Origin of the sequence: Paracraurococcus ruber (assembly GCF_004353985.1) — a bacterium.
Lineage (GTDB): Bacteria > Pseudomonadota > Alphaproteobacteria > Acetobacterales > Acetobacteraceae > Paracraurococcus > Paracraurococcus ruber.
On sequence record NZ_SMOA01000007.1, the window covers coordinates 1 to 16,706 of the forward strand.

Consider the following 16,706-nt stretch of genomic DNA (forward strand, 5'->3'; position numbering starts at 1 on the left):
CCGCGACAGGGGCGCGCAGCGATCGCCGCCGGCGCGGCCGGAGACGCGCGCCGCCGGGCACGCGCCCGCGCGGCCGGGGCGCTACAGGTAGCGCTGGATGTCGAGCGTGCTCTCGCGCCCGATGGCGTCGAAATGCTCGGCCAGGAAGCGGTCGGCGGCCTCCCGGCCATAGCGCCGCAGGGTCTGCAGGAAGTCCCAGTCGCCGTTCAGCTTGGTGGAGAGCTTGAACTGCCGCATCCGCTCCTCGTCCTCCACGCAATGCAGGAAGATGCGGCGGTAGCGCGGCTGCTCCAGCCTTCCGCCATCCAGCAGGCGCTGGACGAAGTCGATCGCCCGCATCTCCGCCATCAGGGACGCATTGAAGCTGATCTCGTTCAGCCGGTTCATGATGTCGGACGGGGTGGTCGGCAATTCGCGGCGGTCCACCACGTTGATCTGCACCAGCAGGATGTCGGGCGCCCCGCGCTCGTAGTACAGCGGCCAGATCGCCGGATTGCCCAGGTAGCCGCCGTCCCAGAAGGCCTCTCCGTCGATCTCCACCGCCTTGAACACGTTGGGCAGGCAGGCGGAGGCGAGGATGACGTCGGTGTTCACCTCCGTGCGGGTGAAGACGCGCGGCTTGCCGGTGCGCACATTGGTCGCGCTGATGAACAGCCGGATCGCCTTCGGGTCGCGCTTGAGGCGGGCCTCGTCCAGGTTCTCCGCGATCACCTGCCGCAGCGGGTTGAACTCGATGGGGAATGGGTTGAGCTGATAGGGGGAGAAGACGCGGCTCAGCGTCTCGAAGGTCTGGTAGGCGAAGGAATAGGTCAGGTCGTAGCCCCAGATCGCCTTCTCGATCGGGGAATTGCGCAGCGGGCTGGCCGCCAGGTTGAAGGCCACCGCACGCCATAGCTTGTCGAGCGCGCGGCGGGCGCCTTCCCGCCCGCCCTCGGCCAGGCCCTGGACGAAAATGGCGGCGTTGATCGCCCCGGCCGAGGTGCCCGAGACGCCGTCGAAGACCAGCCGCTCATCCTCCAGCAGGCGTTCCAGCACGCCCCAGGTGAAGGCGCCATGCGTGCCGCCGCCCTGCAGCGCCAGGTTCAGGCGCTTGGTGGCGACCGGCTTCGCCACCGCCGGGGCGGCCGGCGCCTCCGGCCGGGCGGCGGGCGGCGGGACCAGCGCCTCCGGCAGTGGGCCCTCGGCGCGCAGGTCGCCCGCCGGCTCGCTCTCGGGGAAGGCGGTGCCGGGCCGGAGCCCGGTGCCGTCATCGTCCTTGGGGCTCAATTCGCGGTCCAGCCCCCGTCGATCGACAGCGCCGCGCCGTTCACGCCGCCGCTGCCGGGCCCGACGAGGTAGAGCGCCATGCGGGCGACCTCCTCGACCTCGATCCAGCGCTTGGAGGGCTGGTGCGCCAGCAGGTGGTCCTTCAGCGCCACCTCCTCGCTCACGCCGAACTGCTTCGCCAGCGGGCCGACCTGCGCCTCCGCCAGCGGGGTGCGGACGAAGCCGGGGCAGATGGCGTTGCAGGTGATGGGGGTCTGGGCAATCTCGATCGCCACGGTCTTGGTCAGCCCGACCACCGCATGCTTGGCCGAGACATAGGCCGACTTCTCGGCCGAGGCGATCAGGCCATGCGCCGAGGCGATGTTGACGATGCGGCCCCAGTTGCGCGCCTTCATGCCCGGCAGCGCCGCCTTGATGGCGTACCAGTTGGACGCGAAGTTGATGGCCATGATGGCCTCGAACTTGTCGTCGGGGAATTCGTCGATCGGGGCGACGAACTGGATGCCGGCATTGTTCACCAGGATGTCGAGCGAGCCGAGAGCATCCTGCGCCTGCTGTACCATGTCCTTGACGGCGGCCGCCTTTGACAGGTCGGCGGCGGAATAGGGCGCTTCCGCCACGCCCATGGCGGCGCCCACTTCCGCCCGGGCGCGGGCGATCTCCTCCGGCTTGCCGAAGCCGTTCAGCATCACCTTGGCGCCGGCCTGCGCATAGAGCAGCGCGATGCCGAGGCCGATGCCGCTGGTGCTGCCGGTCACCAGGGCGGTCCGGCCAGCCAGTGTCTGTTCCATGGTGCGTGTCCCTCGCCTGCGTGTTCTTCGCAGATGCAGCAATTAGGCCTGCGGCAGGTGCCGGAGCAACCCGACCAGCCGCTTCACCGCAGGCGACAGCAATTTCGGCGTGTAGAATTCGCCGGCGGCGCGCTTTCCCCCCTCCGCCAGCGTCGGATAGGGCAGCACCAGCCCGGCGAGGGCCGAGAGCGGGAGCTTGCGGCCGATCATCAGGCCGTAGGTCCCGGCCATCTCCCCGGCCCGCGGCGCCAGGATGCTGGCGCCCAGCAGCCTGCCCTTCGGCGTGACCACCAGCTTCACCACGCCCTCGGGCCGGCCTTCCGCGATGGCGCGGTCGTTCTCCGCCAGCGACCAGCGCTGGATGCGGAGGTCGGTGTGGCCGGCCTCCCGCGCCTCCGCCTCGGTCATGCCGATCTGGGCCAGTTCCGGGTCGGTGTAGGTGACGCGGGGCAGGGCGGCGTAGTCCACCTTCGCCGGCAGTCGGAACAGCATGGACCGTACCAGGATGCCGGCATGCTGGCCCGCGACATGGGTGAAGGCGCGCGGCCCCACCCCCTCCGGGTCGGCGATGTCGCCGACCGCCCAGACCCGCTTGTTGGAGACGGAGCGGAGGTCGCGCCGGGTGCGGATGCCGCGCGCCCCGGCCTCCACCCCCGCCGCCGCCAGCCCCAGGCTGTCCAGCCGCGGGGCGCGGCCGGCCGCCAGCAGCAGATGCGTCCCCTCGATACGGCTGCCGTCCTCCAGCACCAGCGCCGGCCCGGCCTCCACCCGCACCACCTTCGCCCCTTCGCGGAAGGCCACGCCATCCGCCGCCAGGGCGGTGCGGAGCTGCAGGGCCAGCTCCTCATCCTCCCGCGCCGCGATGCGCGGCGCCGCCTCCACCACCGTCACCCGGCAGCCGAGGCGGGCATGCGCCTGCGCCATCTCGAGCCCGATCGGCCCGCCGCCGAGGATCAGCAGGTGCCCCGGCCGCTCCTCGACCTCGAACAGCGTCTCGTTGGTCAGGTAGGGCACCGCCGCCAGGCCGGGGATGTCCGGCACCACGGCGGCGCTGCCGGCGGCGATGACGCAGCGGCGGAAGCTGTAGGTGCGGCCGCCGGCCTCGATCGCATCCGCCGCCACGAAACGGGCCGTCGCCTCGATGACCGTCACGCCCATGCCCCGGTAGCGCGCCGCGCTGTCGTTCGGGGCGATGCGGGCGATGGCGCCATGGACATGCGCCCGCACCGCCGGCCAGTCCACCTCCGGCGGCGGGAGCCGGATGCCATAGGTCCCCGCCCGCCGCGCCTCGGCCGCCGCATGCGCCGCCGCCAGCAGCGCCTTGGACGGGACGCAGCCAAAGTTCAGGCAGTCGCCGCCCATCCGCCCGCGCTCGATGAGCGCGACCTTGAGGCCGAGGCCCGCGCAGATGGCGGCCACCGACAGCCCGGCGGCGCCGGCGCCGATCACCGCCACGTCGAAATCTGGCATCCCTTGCTCCCGGCATCCGTCGGCGAAATGGGCTTTTCCCCCCTCGCGCTCACCCCACCAAGGGCCGAAAGGCCCCCGGAGGCCTTCAATCTGCTGCGCGGCGGCGGCGCCACCAGGCGCCGACCAGCGACAATCCCGCCAGCCCCAGCAAGGGCAGCAGGATGCCGGGCGAGAGGATGACCGAGAGGTCGGGCCGCCCGCCGGCCTCCAGCACCTGCCCCAGGCCGGCGCCGATCCCCGCGAAGACCACCGTCGCCGGGATGATCCCCAGCAGGGTCGCCAGCGCATAGGGTCCGAGCGGCATGCCCGCCAGGGCCGGCGCCAGGTTGGCGAACCAGAAGGGCACCACCGGCAGCAGCCGCAGGGAAAGCAGGTACCAGAACCCCTCCCGCCGCAGCGCCTCCCGCACCGCTGCCAGGCGCGGACCGGCCTTCCGCGCCAGCGTCTCCGCCAGGGCGTAGCGGGCCGCCAGGAACAGCGCGCAGGCGCCGAGCGTCGCCCCTACGACCGCCACCACCGCCCCCAGCCAGGGGCCGAACAGGAAGCCGGCGGCCAGGGTCATCACCGCCCCGCCGGGCAGGGAGAAGGCGACCACCGCCACATAGGCCAGGCCGAACAGCAGCGGCGCCAGCACCGGATGCGCCGCGACCTGGGCCGCCAGCGCCGACCGGTGCTGCGCCAGGGCATCGAAGGACAGGTATCGCTGCAGGCCGAGGGCATAGGCCAGCGCCAGCACCCCGAGGATCAGGCCAAGGGGCCAAAGCCGCAGCCAGGCCTCATGGCGGCCTGGGGCGCCGTGCGGGGTGTCGTCGGTCATCCGGGGGCTTCGTCTCCGTCCGTGCGGGCGTTACGACGCCCGCCGGCGCGACGCCATGGGGCGGAGGAGGCGCGCCGCCATGATTGACGGCCGCCCCCCGCTCTCCCTATACGGCACGCCTTCGCCGGGGCCCGCAGGGGGGCCGCCGGCCATCGCCGCAGCCTGCGCCCAGCCCATGGGCCGCCGCGCCGGTGCCTTTCCTGACGGAGACCGACCGTGAAGCGTACCTACCAGCCCTCCAAGCTCGTCCGGAAGCGCCGGCACGGCTTCCGCGCCCGCATGGCGACGGTCGGCGGCCGCAAGGTGCTGGCCAACCGCCGCGCCAAGGGCCGCGCCAAGCTCAGCGCCTGAGGCGTCAGGGAGACGTCTTGCCATGCCGGGACGCCTGCCTCGGCTGACCCGGCGCGGCGAGTTCCTGAAGGTCGCCGGCCGTGGCCGCAAGGCCGCCCGCCCGGGGCTGGTGCTGCAGGCCCTGCCGCAGCCCGGCGACGGGCTGCGCATCGGCTTCACCGCGACGAAGAAGATCGGCAACGCCGTCGCCCGCAACCGCGCCAAGCGCCGGCTGCGGGAAGCGGCGCGGCTGACGCTGGGCGAGGCGCCGCCCGCCGGCTGGGATCTGGTGCTGGTGGCGCGGGACGCGACCGGCGCGCGGGACTGGCCGAAGCTGCTGGGCGACCTGCGCGGCGCGCTGCGCCAGGCGGGCGTGCCGCAGCCTGGCCAGCCGGACGGGGACGCGCCGGCGTGAGCCTCGCCGCCTCCCCCGGCGCCCGCGCGCTGCAGGGCGCCGTCATCGCCTACCAGTGGACGCTGCGCCCCTTCATCGGGGCGCATTGCCGCTTCCATCCGAGTTGCAGCCATTACGCGCTGGAGGCGCTGGGGACGCATGGCGCCCTGCGCGGCACCTGGCTTGCCGGCCGCCGCATCCTGCGCTGCAACCCCTGGCATCCGGGCGGCGACGATCCCGTGCCGCCCCCCAAGCTCCAGCCCTCCCCGAAAGGCTGACCCCGTCCCATGGACCAGAAGCGCCTGCTCGCGGCGATTGCCCTCTCCATCAGCATCCTGCTGGTGTTCAACTACCTGTTCCCGCCGCCGAAGCCGGTGCCGACCGCGCCGCAGCCGCAGGCCCAGGTGACGCAGCCGGCCGCCCCCGCCGCGCCGGCCGGGGTGCTGTCCACGCCGACCGATGTCGCGCCCGCCGCCGGCACGCCGACCGCGCCGGCGGCACGGCTGCCGGTCGAGGGGCCGCGGGTGCGGGGCACGCTCAGCCTGCGCGGCGCCCGGCTGGACGACCTGGTGCTGAGCGACCACCGGGAGACGGTGGAGGCGAACTCCCCGCCGGTGCGCCTGCTGGCGCCGCGCGAGGGGGCGGCGCCCTACTACGCGCAATGGGGCTGGACGGCGCCGGATGGCCGCACCCGCGTCCCCGGCAACGACACGGACTGGACCGCCGAGGGCGGCGGCCTCGCCCCCGGCAAGCCGGTGACCCTGCGCTGGGACAACGGCCAGGGCCAGGTCTTCGAGATCGCGCTGGCGCTCGACGAGAACTACATGGTCACGGCCGAGCAGCGGGTGCGCAATTCCGCCGCCGAGCCGGTCCAGCTCCTGCCCTGGAGCCGCATCCGCCGCGAGAGCACGCCCCCCACCCTCGGCTTCTTCATCCTGCATGAGGGCTTCGTCGGCGTGCTCGACGGCCGACTGCGGGAGATGACCTACAAGGACGCCAAGTCGGAGGGCGACAAGAAGAACGGCCTGGCGCTGGAGCAGGAGACCGGCGCCGGCTGGGCCGGCTTCACCGACAAGTACTGGCTGACCGCCATCACCACGGTGGACCCGGCGATCCGCACCCGTGCCGCCTTCCGCCACGTGCCGGAAGGCGGGCAGGACCGCTGGCAGGCCGATTTCGCCCCCGTCGGGGCGCAGACCGTGGCGCCGGGCGGGACCGCGCAGCTTGCCACCCGGCTCTTCGCCGGCGCGAAGGAGGTGCGGCTGCTGGATGCCTACCGCGATCGCCTGGGCATCCCCGACTTCGACAAGGCGATCGACTTCGGCTGGTTCTACTTCCTGACCAAGCCGTTCTTCTACGCGCTGGACTTCCTTTTCCACCTGTTCGGGAATTTCGGCATCGCGATCCTGGTCTTCACCGTGGCCCTGAAGGCGGCGTTCTTCCCGCTCGCCAACAAGGCCTACAAGTCCATGGGCAAGATGCGGGTGCTTGGGCCGAAGATGCAGGAGATCCGCGAGCGCTACAAGGACGACCCGGCCAAGATGCAGGCCGAGGTCATGGCCATGTACCGGTCGGAGAAGATCAACCCGGCCAGCGGCTGCCTGCCGATCCTGATCCAGATCCCGGTCTTCTTCGCGCTGTACAAGGTGCTGTTCGTCACCATCGAGATGCGGCACGCGCCCTTCTTCGGCTGGATCCGCGACCTCTCGGCGCCCGACCCGACCAACCTGTTCAACCTGTTCGGGTTGATCCCCTACGACCCCATGCAGCTCTCCCACTACCTGCACATGCCGGCCTGGGCGATCTTCATGGGCGTCACCATGTTCCTGCAGCAGAAGCTGAACCCGCAGCCGCCGGACCCGATCCAGGCCAAGATCTTCCAGTGGATGCCGATCATCTTCACCTTCATGCTGGCCAGCTTCCCGGCCGGCCTGGTGATCTACTGGTCCTGGAACAACCTGCTGTCGATCGCGCAGCAGTGGTACATCATGCGGCTGGAGAAGCAGCGCGGCGGCGGGGCGGTGGCGGTCGCGGCCGCGGTGCCGAAGAAGGGGTGAGCGACTTCCAGGGTGTCCCGCTGCCCGCCGGCGGCCTGTCCGAGGCCCGGACGGAGGAGCAGCGGGCGGCGCTGATCGAGGCCGGGCGGCTGCTCTTCGCCCGACCCTGCGAGTTCTTCTACGCATCGCAGCGGATCGACCAGCTGCCGCCGGTGACGGGGCCGGAGCTTGCCTTCTGCGGCCGGTCCAACGTGGGCAAGTCGTCACTGGTGAATGCGCTGACGGGGCGCAAGGCGCTGGCCCGCGTGTCCCACACGCCTGGGCGGACGAAGCAGCTGAACTTCTTCGACCTCGGCGGCCGCCTCACCCTCGTCGACATGCCGGGCTATGGCTATGCCCAGGCCTCGAAGAGCGTGAAGGCGGACTGGCAGGGCCTGATGTTCGACTTCCTCCGCGGCCGGCCGACGCTGCGGCGCGTGCTGCTGCTGCTGGATGCGCGGATCGAGACCAAGGCCGGCGACCTGGCCGCCATGGAATTGCTGAACGACGCCGCGGTCGCCTTCCAGATCGTGCTGACCAAGGCCGACGACGCCAAGCCCTACTGGCTGCGGAAGCGGCAGGAGGAGGCGGAGGCGCTGGCGCGCAAGCACACGGCCGGGCATCCGCTGGTCATCGCCACAAGCAGCGAGACCGGCCTCGGCATCCCCGAATTGCGGGCGGAGATCGCGGCGCTGGCCGCGCCCGGCTGATACCGGCGAGCAGAACTCCCTAGCGCTGCTCACCGGTATCGCGCGCGGGGTCGGCGTGGCGGCTGCGCGCCAAGCCCGATGATCATGCCGGCCAGCATTCATGCCGACCGGCATGAGAGCCGGTCGGCATCCCCCCGCCGCGGGATCCGGCGGGTCCATCCGCCCCAAACGCGCGCCCGCCTGCCTGCCGCTCTCACCAGCCCGGGCGCGACGCTGGCCCGGGCGATGCGCGGCCTCGCGCCCCGGCGCATCGTCCAGGCCCCGCCGGGGCATGTCCGCGTCGCGCCCGTCCGGCTTCCGCCTGCGGCCGATCCGTTCTACAGCCCGGGCCGAGCCAGCCCGCGGGAATACCGGCCGATGAGCGACCAGACCCCCGACCCGATGCAGATCCTCTCCGGGGCGCTACCCTTCCTGAAGCGCTACGACGACCAGATCGTGGTGGTGAAGTATGGCGGCCATGCGATGGGGGAGGAGGAGACGGCGCTGCGCTTCGGCCGCGACATCGCGCTACTGGAACAGGTGGGCGTCAGCCCGGTGGTGGTGCATGGCGGCGGGCCGCAGATCAACGCCATGCTGAAGCGGCTGAACGTGCAGTCCACCTTCGTCCAGGGCCTGCGCGTGACCGACGAGGCGATGCTCGATGTCGTCGAGATGGTGCTCGCCGGCCCGGTCAACAAGCAGGTGGCCGAGGCCATCACCCGCGCCGGCGCGCTCGCCGTCGGCATCTCCGGCAAGGATGGCGGGCTGGTGCGCGCCCGCAAACTGGTCCGCACCATGCGCGATCCCGGCTCGCATCTCGAGCAGGTGCTCGACCTCGGCTTCGTGGGCGAGCCGGAATGCGTCGACACCAAGGTGCTGAAGCTGCTGATCGGCGCCGACATCGTGCCGGTGGTCGCCCCGGTCGGCGTCGGCGCCGACGGCCAGACCTACAACATCAATGCCGACACGGTGGCCGGCGCCATCGCCGGCGCGCTGGGCGCCGAACGCCTGCTGATGCTGACCGATGTGCGCGGCGTGCTGGGCCCCGACCGCCAGCTGATCCCGGAGATGACGGTGGCCGAGGTGCGCGCCGGCATCGAGGCCGGCTGGATCAATGCCGGGATGATCCCGAAGGTCGAGACCTGCATCTACGCCATCGAGAAGGGCGTGAAGGGCGCGGTCATCCTCGACGGCCGGGTGCCGCATGCGGTGCTGCATGAGCTGTTCACCGATGGCGGGGCCGGCACGCTCATCAAGCCATGAGCCTGGCGCTGCGCGACAGCCGGGAGGCGGATGTTCCGGCGATCGCCCGCATCTACGGCCACTGGGTGCGCCACGGGCTGGCGAGCTTCGAGCTGGACCCGCCGGGCGCGGAGGAGATGGCACGGCGGCGCGACGCCATCCTGGCCGGCGGCTATCCCTACCTGGTCGCCACGGACGCGGCGGGGACGGTGCTCGGCTACGCCTATGCCGGCCCCTACCGCACCCGCCCGGCCTACCGCTTCGCCTGCGAGGATTCGATCTATGTCGCGCCGGAGGCCGCCGGGCGCGGCGCAGGCCGGGCCCTGCTGCCGGCGCTGGTCGCCCGCTGCGAGGCGCAGGGGCTGCGGCTGATGGTCGCGGTCATCGGCGACAGCGGCAATGCGGCTTCGATCGGCCTGCACGCCGCCTGCGGCTTCCAGCGGGCCGGGATGCTGCCCGCCATCGGCTGGAAGCATGGCCGCTGGGTGGACAGCGTGCTGATGGTGCGCCCGCTCGGCCCCGGCCCGGCCACGCCGCCGGAAGGCTGACCCGCGCGGGCACCGCCCGGTCGCGGCGGCGGCCGCATCGCGCCCCACCGCGGCTCCCGGTCGCCATGGCTCACGGCAACCGCCCTGGCCATTTGAATGAAGGAACATCTTCGCCCGATCGGGTGATCCCGCCTGATCGGGGTCTGCTCCAGGCGGCCGGCTTCGCGGCCGGGGATCGGCGGTCGCCCGAAGGCGCAGGGGCAGGGCTGCGGCACCGCCGCCCGGGGCGACGGGTCGGCGGCGAAGGGTCCCGCTCCCCGATCCTCGGGATCAGGCGGCGGTTTCGGGTTCGGCCAGCAACTCGATCTGCCAGCGCATCTCGTCCTCGCTGAGCGGCCAGCGCCCATCCTCCGGCACGCGGAGGAGCGCGCCGGGGGCGATCTGGCCCAGCACGGTCTGCGCCAGGGTCGCGGCCCGCGGCGGCAGGCCAGCCTGCCAGCACAGGCTGAGCAGGGCCTTGGCGTTGCGCAGCCGCTCGGCCCGGGTCACCGCCGTCTCCGGCACGCCGGCGGCGGCGGCGAGCAGGCGGCGCATGGCGATGCGGTCCCCCTGCAGCGCCGCTTCCTCGAAGGCGAGGTCGGGTGGCAGCGACGTGTCCTCGGTCCGCTGCAGGCGCTGCTCCACCCGGGCGCGCAGCAGCCGCGCCAGCCCGGGGTCGAGGTCGGCGCGGCCGGTCAGCGGTTCCAGCAGGTGATCGGCCACCACCTTGGCCAGGGCCAGCAGCGCCCGCGGCGGCAGGCCGGGCCGCCGCACCAGGCAGCGCTGCCATTCCGGCTGGGTCGCCGCCTGGGCGATCAGCGCATCCAGCGTCCGCTCCCGGATCGCCGCGGAGTCGTTCGCCAGCAGCGCCGCCACCGGCTCCGCCTCCGCGCGCTTGGCCACGGCGTCGGACAGCCGCTCGCTCAGCATCGGCCGGCGCGCCACGGCGGTGACGGTCGCCGGCACCGGCGGCGCCTCGACCAGCGCCAGCAGGTCATCCTCGGTCAGCAGGGGAGAGAACCGGATGACCGGCTCCGCCACCTCCATCGCCGCATCCTGCGCCAGGCGCAGGATCAGGTCCCGCGGCGCCCCCGGCATCGCCTGCAATTCCTCGGCGATCACCTGCCGGACGGTGACGGCCGCATCCTCGGCCAGCCGGCAGAGCGTGTCCCAGGCGAGGCGGCGGAGGCGGTCGGAGGCGCCGGCCAGTTCCGGTGCGCGGGGCGCCAGCTTGCGGCCGATGGCGGCGCGGATGCCGGGGTCCTGGTCCTCGGCCAGCAGGCGGTCGGCCTGGGCCGGGCTGCGCGCATTGCCGGCGACCGCGCTGCGCACCGCCTGGCGCGGGTCGTTGGCGAGGAAGTACAGGATCTCCGGCGCCGCCGCGGCGCTGCCGGCCAGCGCCACCCGCTCCGCCTCCGACCCCTGGGCGGCGACGCGCTTGGCGGCTTCGTAGTCCGGCATGTCGATCATGGCGCGCCCGGCGGCATCGGATCCGGCGGTGCCAGCATCCAGCGGCCGCGCCCCGTCCGCTTCGCCTCGTACATCGCGGCGTCGGCGCGGGCGAGCAGCGCCTCCGGCGCCTCCGCCCCATCGGGCTGCCAGACCGCGCAGCCGATGCTGAAGCTCAGCAGCGGCAGGTCCACGCGCAGGTCCTTCACCAGGCCCGGCGCGGCGGTCAGCAGGGCAGCGGCCCGCTGGGCGCCGGCGGCGGCATCGGCACCGTCCAGCCAGAGGGCGAATTCGTCGCCGCCGAAGCGGGCGACGAGGTCGGCCGGCCGGATCATGCCGCGCAGCAGGTCGGCCACCGCGACCAGCGCGGCATCCCCCGCCTCATGCCCCAGGCAGTCATTGATCGGCTTGAAATTGTCGAGGTCGAGGAAGACCAGCGCGCCGCCGGCCTCGGCGCCCCGCCGGCCGGGCTGGGCCGGGGGCTGCGCGGCGTCCAGGGCGTGGCGCCGCAGCCGGCGCTCCAGCGCCTCGAGGAAGGCGCGGCGGTTGGACAGGCCGGTCAGCGGGTCGGTCAGCGCCAGCCGTTCCAGCCGTTCCAGCATCGCCTGGTTGCCCAGCACGACCGAGAGCAGGTCGGCCATGGCCAGCAGCAGGTGGCGGTCATCCTCGTCGAAGGACCGCAGCCCGGCGGCGCGCCAGGCGAGCAGCGCCTGCCGGCCGCCGCCGCGCGGCGCCTGCGGCAGCAGCGCCACGCTTTCCCCGCCCGGGGTGGCCAGGAAAGCCGGGCCGGCCAGGCCGGCATGCGGCTCGATCGCCGGGAGCACGGCGGCCGGGTCCTGGCCGCGGCGGTGGAGCACCGCGCAGCCGCCGCCGGGCGGCCAGTCGAGGATGGCGGCGCCGGCGCAGCCGAGCGCGCTTTCCAGCGCTTCCAGCGTGGCTTCCAGCATCTGCGGCGCCAGCACCGGGCGGCGGACCCGGCGCACCATGCCCTGCAGCGCCTCCGCCCGGCGGAGCGCGGCCGCCTGCGCCTCGGCCGCCAGCGCGTCGTCGGTGATGTCCCGGCCGCAGCCGCGCAGGCCGAGGAACACGCCCGTCGGGTCGTGCAGCGGCGCGAGGGAGAGGCTGAGGCAGGCGCTGCCGCCGCCGGGCCGGCGCAGCCAGACCCGCAGGTCCCGAACCGGATGGCGCAGGGCGAAGGGGTCCGGCTCGGGCGCCGTCAGCAGGTCCCGGCCGCGGCGGCCCAGCAGCGCCTCCGCCGGCCAACCCAGCGGGCTGTCGGGGGACAGGAAGGTGAGCCGGCCCTCGGCATCCGTCTCGAAGGCCAGGTCGGCGGCCAGCACGGCGAAGTCCCGCCAGCGCTGCCGCGATTCCAGCAGGGCGGCCTGCCAGGCGGTCGGGCCGGGCGGCGCTTCCCCTGCCGGCGCGGCATGCGCGCGCGCGTCCTCCGCCATGTCCTGCCCTGGGCCCATGGCGCCAGGATCGCGGGCGTGCGGTGAAGGACGGGTTAGCGCGCCCCATCGCCGCGCCGACGGGGGCCGCGTTGACAGGCGCGTGCGGGCATCGGCATGGTCCGCGCCTTCCGGGCCGGGCGGCCGGCGCCGGCCGGGCAACGCCTTCGGGACACGGACCATCATGGACGCCAGCACGCTGCAATCGCGCATCGAAGCCCTGTGGGAACGGCGGGACACGCTTTCCCCTGCCACGGGTGGGGAGGACCGCGCGGTGATCGAGGCGGCGCTGGAATTGCTTGATGGCGGCAAGGCGCGGGTGGCGGAGCCGCTGGGCGCGCCGGGTGAATGGAAGGTGAACCAGTGGCTGAAGCAGGCGGTGCTGCTGAGCTTCCGGCTGACCGATTCCGCGCCGATGGACGTCGCCGCCGGCGCCTATGACAAGGTCCCGCTGAAGACCGAGGGCTGGGGCCCGAACCGCTTCAAGGAGGCCGGCTTCCGCATGGTCCCCGGCGCCGTGGTGCGGCGCAGCGCCTACATCGCCCCGGGCGTGGTGCTGATGCCGTCCTTCACCAATCTCGGTGCCTATGTGGACCGCAATACCATGGTGGACACCTGGGCGACGGTCGGGTCCTGCGCGCAGATCGGCAAGAACGTCCATATCTCCGGCGGCGTGGGCATCGGCGGGGTGCTGGAGCCGCTGCAGGCCAACCCGGTGGTGATCGAGGATGACTGCTTCGTCGGCGCGCGGTCGGAGGTCGCCGAGGGCGTGATCGTCGAGCGCGGGGCGGTGCTGTCCATGGGCGTCTTCCTGGGTGCCAGCACCAAGATCATCGATCGCGCCACCGGCCAGGTCTACCAGGGGCGCGTCCCCTCCTATTCCGTCGTGGTGCCGGGCAGCCTGCCCGGGAAGCCGCTGCCGGACGGCTCGCCGGGCCCGTCGCTGTACTGCGCGGTGATCGTGAAGCGGGTGGACGAGCAGACGCGGGCCAAGACCAGCATCAACGAGCTGCTGCGGGACTGAGCCGATGCCCTATGTGAATGTCCAGATCACCCGCGGCGCGACCCGCGCGCAGAAGGCCGAGCTGGTGCGCGACATCACCGGCGTCCCCGTCCTGGTGCTCGGGAAGACGCCGGAGCACACGCACATCGTGATCCAGGAGATCGCCGAGGCGGATTGGGGGTTCGCCGGTCAGCTGACCGATGACTGGCGGCGCGGCCAAGGTGCCGGCTGATCCGCTTCCGCTCGCGCAGGCGCTGATCCGCTGCCCGAGCGTGACGCCGGCCGATGCCGGCGCGCTGGCGGTGCTGGAGGCGGCGCTGGCGCCGCTGGGCTTCGCCTGCCATCGGCTCCGCTTTGGCGAGATCGAGAACCTCTATGCCCGCCGCGGCAGCGGCGGGCCGCATCTCTGCTTCGCCGGCCACACGGATGTGGTGCCGCCCGGCCCGGCCGAGGGGTGGCGGGACGACCCCTTCTCCGGCCTGGTGCGGGACGGCGTCCTGTATGGTCGCGGCGCCTGCGACATGAAGGGCGCGATCGCCGCCTTCGTCGCCGGGCTGACCGACTGGCTGGCGGCCCATCCCGGCCATCCCGGCAGCATCAGCCTGCTGATCACCGGCGACGAGGAAGGCCCGGCGAAGGACGGCACGGTGCGCGTGCTGGACTGGATGGCCGGGCGCGGCGAGATCCCGGACATGGCGCTGGTCGGCGAGCCGACCTCCAGGGTCGCCCTCGGGGACATCGTCAAGGTCGGCCGGCGCGGCAGCATGACCGCCTACATCACGCTGTTCGGCACCCAGGGCCACAGCGCCTATCCGCAGCGGGCCGACAACCCGATCCATCGCCTGGTCCGCGTGCTCCACCGGCTGACGGCCGAGCCGATCGACCAGGGGAGCGCGTTCTTCGAGGCGACGACCCTGCAGGTCACCGGCTTCGATGTCGGCAACGCCGCCAACAACGTCATCCCCGGCGAGGCCCGGGCGATGCTGAACATCCGCTTCAACGACCTGCACAGCAGCGCATCCCTGACCGAGAGGCTGCATGCGGCGCTGCGGGCGGAGGAGGCGCGCTACGAGATGCGGGTCGACTGTTCCGGCGAAAGCTTCCTGACCAAGCCCGGGCCGTTCGTGGATGCGCTGCGGCGTGCGGTGGTGCGGGCGACGGGCCGGGAGCCGGCGCTGGACACCGGCGGCGGCACCTCCGACGCGCGGTTCATCGCCCGCTTCTGCCCGGTGGCGGAGCTGGGCGGGGTCGGGTCCACCATGCACAAGGCGAATGAATGCGTGCCGGTTCAGGAATTGCGTGACCTCGCCGGGCTCTACCGCCTGGTGCTCGAGGAGGCCTTCGCCTGAGCGGGTCTTCGCCGCCGCCTTCCCAGGGTGCGCCCCAAGGGACGCCCCCGGGGGCGCCCCAGGGAACGCCCCAGGGAACGCCCCAGGGAACACCCCCTGGCCAGCCACCGGGCCCGCAACAGGCGGCGGCTCCAGGGGGGCCGCCATTGCCACGCCCGGGTGGCCCGCCGGCCCCGTCCACCCGCGCGATCATCGCCGCCGGCCTGCGCGGCGCCTTCCGGCTGGCGCAGGCGCGGGCGGATGGGCTGGGACTGATGGACCTCTCGCCGGATGGCGTGCGGCGCAGCTTCTGGGCGGCCGGGATCTGCCTGCCGGGCTTCCTCGCCCTCAAGCTGCTGGGCTGGGCGGATGACGGCGCGCCGGCCGGCGGGATCCTGCGGGCGCTGGTGGCCGAGTTGTCGGGCTTCGCCGCGGCCTGGGCCGGCTACGCCCTGCTGACCCTGCCGCTGGCCGAGGCGCAGGGGCGCCGCGCCGACTGGTCGCGCTTCATCGCCGCCTGGAACTGGTCCAACGTGGTCCAGTACGTGATCCTGCTGGCCTTCAGCGTGCCGCGCTTCCTCGGCGTGCCGGATTTCCTCGCCAGCGGCTTCGGCCTGGCTGCCATCGGCTATGCGCTCTGGCTCGAATGGTTCGTGGCGAAGGCGGCGCTGCGGATCGGCGGCGGCCCGGCGGTGGCCTTCGTCGTCGTCGACCTGCTGATCGGCATCTTCATCGGCGGCTTCGTCGGGCGGCTGACCGGGTAGGGCGGATCGCAGCGCGGCGTGAACGCCCGCGGAGCGCGCACCCGCCCTGAAACCAATGGCCTGGAGCGGCTCGGGCGCGCGGACGAACGCGCAGGACGCTCCGGGCCGCCGTCGCCCGTCCATCCGGATGCCGCGATCCGCCTTTCGTCCCGCGCCTCGGCCGGGCGGCCCACCCTGGCGCGGCTTCCGTTCGCCATGGCTCACGGCAACCGCCCTGGTCTTTTGATTTTGTAAGCATCTTCACCCGATCGGGTGATCCCATCTGAGCGGGATCTGCCCTAGGCCCAGCCCGGCTCCTCCGGGTAGCGGACGAAGGTGAAGCACAGCCCTTCCGCCGGGGCGGTCATGCCGGCGCGGGTGCGGTCGCGGCTGTCGAGCACCTGGCGCGGCCAAGCCACGCCGCGCTTGCCCTGCCCGACTTCCAGCAGGGTGCCCACCAGGTTGCGCACTTGGTGGTGCAGGAAGCTGCGGGCCTCGGCGGTGATCACCACCTCCTCGCCCAGCCGCGCCACATCCAGCCGGTCGAGCGTGCGGAGCGGCGACTTCGCCTGGCAGGCGGCGGCGCGGAAGGCGGAGAAATCATGCTTGCCGAGAAGGCGCTGCGCGGCCGCATGCATCGCCCCGGCATCCAGCGGCGCCTTCACATGCCAGACCCGGCCTTCCTCCAGCGCCGGCCGGGCGCGGCGATTGAGGATACGGTAGCGGTAGCCGCGCGCCGCCGCGGAGAACCGCGCATTCCAGCCGGGCGGGGCGAGGGCGGCGCGCAGGACCGCGACGGGATGCGGGCGGCTGTGGAAGTCCAGCGCTTCCCGCAGCCGCAGCGGGTCGATCTCCCGTGCCAGCGCGACCTGCGCCACCTGGCCTTCGGCATGGACGCCGGCATCGGTGCGGCCGGCCGCGACGGCCGCGGGCAGGATGCCGCCGTTCAGCCTTGCCGCCGCTTCCTCCAGCACCTGCTGGACGGAAAGCCCGTTCGCCTGCCGCTGCCAGCCGACGAAGGGCCCGCCGTGGTATTCCAGGGTGAGGGCGTAAAGGGGCATCACCACCCGCCCGGTCGCCGCCGCGCCGCCCGGCGCGAAGGCCTGCATCGGCCGGCCGCCAGCCTGCCTCCGGTCGCCGGGGCGCCACCCGGCGCGGCGGCGGGCACCGGAC

Annotated in this window: 18 protein-coding genes; 11 read left to right on the forward strand and 7 right to left on the reverse strand. The window is 73.3% G+C overall.

Annotated elements, in window-relative coordinates; translation table 11 throughout:
* Nucleotides 1-81 precede the first annotated feature (81 nt).
* From E2C05_RS03145 to E2C05_RS03160, 4 genes are all read right to left on the reverse strand, one after another.
* Nucleotides 82-1,266 (reverse strand): patatin-like phospholipase family protein, encoded by a 1,185-nt coding sequence (locus tag E2C05_RS03145; protein WP_240046540.1) that lies wholly within the window; start codon nt 1,264-1,266, stop codon nt 82-84.
* Nucleotides 1,263-2,057 (reverse strand): 3-hydroxybutyrate dehydrogenase, encoded by a 795-nt coding sequence (locus E2C05_RS03150; protein ID WP_133218150.1) that lies wholly within the window; start codon nt 2,055-2,057, stop codon nt 1,263-1,265. The genes E2C05_RS03145 and E2C05_RS03150 overlap by 4 nt, the downstream gene beginning before the upstream one ends.
* Nucleotides 2,058-2,099: 42 nt before the next feature.
* On the reverse strand, nt 2,100-3,527 hold the full coding sequence (locus E2C05_RS03155) for a dihydrolipoyl dehydrogenase family protein (protein WP_133218151.1): 1,428 nt from the start codon (nt 3,525-3,527) through the stop codon (nt 2,100-2,102).
* An 85-nt stretch (nt 3,528-3,612) separates the two neighbouring features.
* Nucleotides 3,613-4,344, reverse strand: a complete 732-nt coding sequence (locus E2C05_RS03160) for a TVP38/TMEM64 family protein (RefSeq protein ID WP_133218152.1) — start codon at nt 4,342-4,344, stop codon at nt 3,613-3,615.
* Between the two features lie 216 nt (nt 4,345-4,560).
* Between E2C05_RS03160 and rpmH the strand changes: the two genes are divergently transcribed.
* The 7 genes from rpmH to E2C05_RS03195 all read left to right on the forward strand — a co-directional run bounded on the left by rpmH (nt 4,561) and on the right by E2C05_RS03195 (nt 9,583).
* Nucleotides 4,561-4,695, forward strand: a complete 135-nt coding sequence (rpmH, locus tag E2C05_RS03165) for a 50S ribosomal protein L34 (RefSeq protein WP_027285151.1) — start codon at nt 4,561-4,563, stop codon at nt 4,693-4,695.
* Between the two features lie 22 nt (nt 4,696-4,717).
* On the forward strand, nt 4,718-5,089 hold the full coding sequence (rnpA, locus tag E2C05_RS03170; RefSeq protein ID WP_133218153.1) for a ribonuclease P protein component: 372 nt from the start codon (nt 4,718-4,720) through the stop codon (nt 5,087-5,089).
* Entirely contained in the window at nt 5,086-5,346 is a 261-nt protein-coding gene (gene yidD / locus E2C05_RS03175; RefSeq protein ID WP_133218154.1) for a membrane protein insertion efficiency factor YidD, read from the forward strand. Before rnpA ends, yidD begins: the two co-directional genes overlap by 4 nt.
* Nucleotides 5,347-5,355: 9 nt before the next feature.
* Entirely contained in the window at nt 5,356-7,125 is a 1,770-nt protein-coding gene (gene yidC, locus E2C05_RS03180; RefSeq protein WP_133218155.1) for a membrane protein insertase YidC, read from the forward strand.
* A gap of 20 nt (nt 7,126-7,145) precedes the next feature.
* Complete coding sequence (gene yihA, locus E2C05_RS03185) at nt 7,146-7,814, forward strand: ribosome biogenesis GTP-binding protein YihA/YsxC (RefSeq protein ID WP_192912410.1); 669 nt, start codon at nt 7,146-7,148, stop codon at nt 7,812-7,814.
* Between the two features lie 357 nt (nt 7,815-8,171).
* Nucleotides 8,172-9,056 (forward strand): acetylglutamate kinase, encoded by an 885-nt coding sequence (gene argB / locus E2C05_RS03190; RefSeq protein WP_133218156.1) that lies wholly within the window; start codon nt 8,172-8,174, stop codon nt 9,054-9,056.
* Nucleotides 9,053-9,583, forward strand: a complete 531-nt coding sequence (locus tag E2C05_RS03195; protein WP_133218157.1) for a GNAT family N-acetyltransferase — start codon at nt 9,053-9,055, stop codon at nt 9,581-9,583. Before argB ends, E2C05_RS03195 begins: the two co-directional genes overlap by 4 nt.
* Before the next feature lie 270 nt (nt 9,584-9,853).
* Here the strand turns inward: E2C05_RS03195 and E2C05_RS03200 are convergent, their stop codons facing one another.
* Nucleotides 9,854-11,032: a DUF2336 domain-containing protein gene (locus E2C05_RS03200; RefSeq protein ID WP_133218158.1), complete on the reverse strand. Its 1,179-nt coding sequence runs from the start codon at nt 11,030-11,032 to the stop codon at nt 9,854-9,856.
* A complete protein-coding gene (locus E2C05_RS03205; RefSeq protein WP_133218159.1) occupies nt 11,029-12,480 on the reverse strand; it encodes a sensor domain-containing diguanylate cyclase in 1,452 nt (483 codons plus the stop codon). Before E2C05_RS03205 ends, E2C05_RS03200 begins: the two co-directional genes overlap by 4 nt.
* A 163-nt stretch (nt 12,481-12,643) precedes the next feature.
* Here E2C05_RS03205 and dapD point away from each other — a divergent pair, with 163 nt between their 5' ends.
* The 4 genes from dapD to E2C05_RS03225 all read left to right on the forward strand — a co-directional run bounded on the left by dapD (nt 12,644) and on the right by E2C05_RS03225 (nt 15,554).
* The gene (gene dapD / locus E2C05_RS03210; protein ID WP_133218160.1) at nt 12,644-13,483 is read left to right on the forward strand and encodes a 2,3,4,5-tetrahydropyridine-2,6-dicarboxylate N-succinyltransferase; all 840 of its coding nucleotides are present in this window, start codon (nt 12,644-12,646) and stop codon (nt 13,481-13,483) included.
* Between the two features lie 4 nt (nt 13,484-13,487).
* Nucleotides 13,488-13,694, forward strand: a complete 207-nt coding sequence (locus E2C05_RS03215) for a tautomerase family protein (protein ID WP_133218161.1) — start codon at nt 13,488-13,490, stop codon at nt 13,692-13,694.
* Nucleotides 13,663-14,811, forward strand: a complete 1,149-nt coding sequence (gene dapE / locus E2C05_RS03220; RefSeq protein ID WP_133218162.1) for a succinyl-diaminopimelate desuccinylase — start codon at nt 13,663-13,665, stop codon at nt 14,809-14,811. Before E2C05_RS03215 ends, dapE begins: the two co-directional genes overlap by 32 nt.
* 146 nt (nt 14,812-14,957) lie before the next feature.
* A complete protein-coding gene (locus E2C05_RS03225) occupies nt 14,958-15,554 on the forward strand; it encodes a hypothetical protein (protein WP_133218163.1) in 597 nt (198 codons plus the stop codon).
* 278 nt (nt 15,555-15,832) lie between these two features.
* Here the strand turns inward: E2C05_RS03225 and truA are convergent, their stop codons facing one another.
* Nucleotides 15,833-16,594 (reverse strand): tRNA pseudouridine(38-40) synthase TruA, encoded by a 762-nt coding sequence (gene truA, locus E2C05_RS03230; RefSeq protein ID WP_133218214.1) that lies wholly within the window; start codon nt 16,592-16,594, stop codon nt 15,833-15,835.
* Nucleotides 16,595-16,706: the final 112 nt, after the last annotated feature.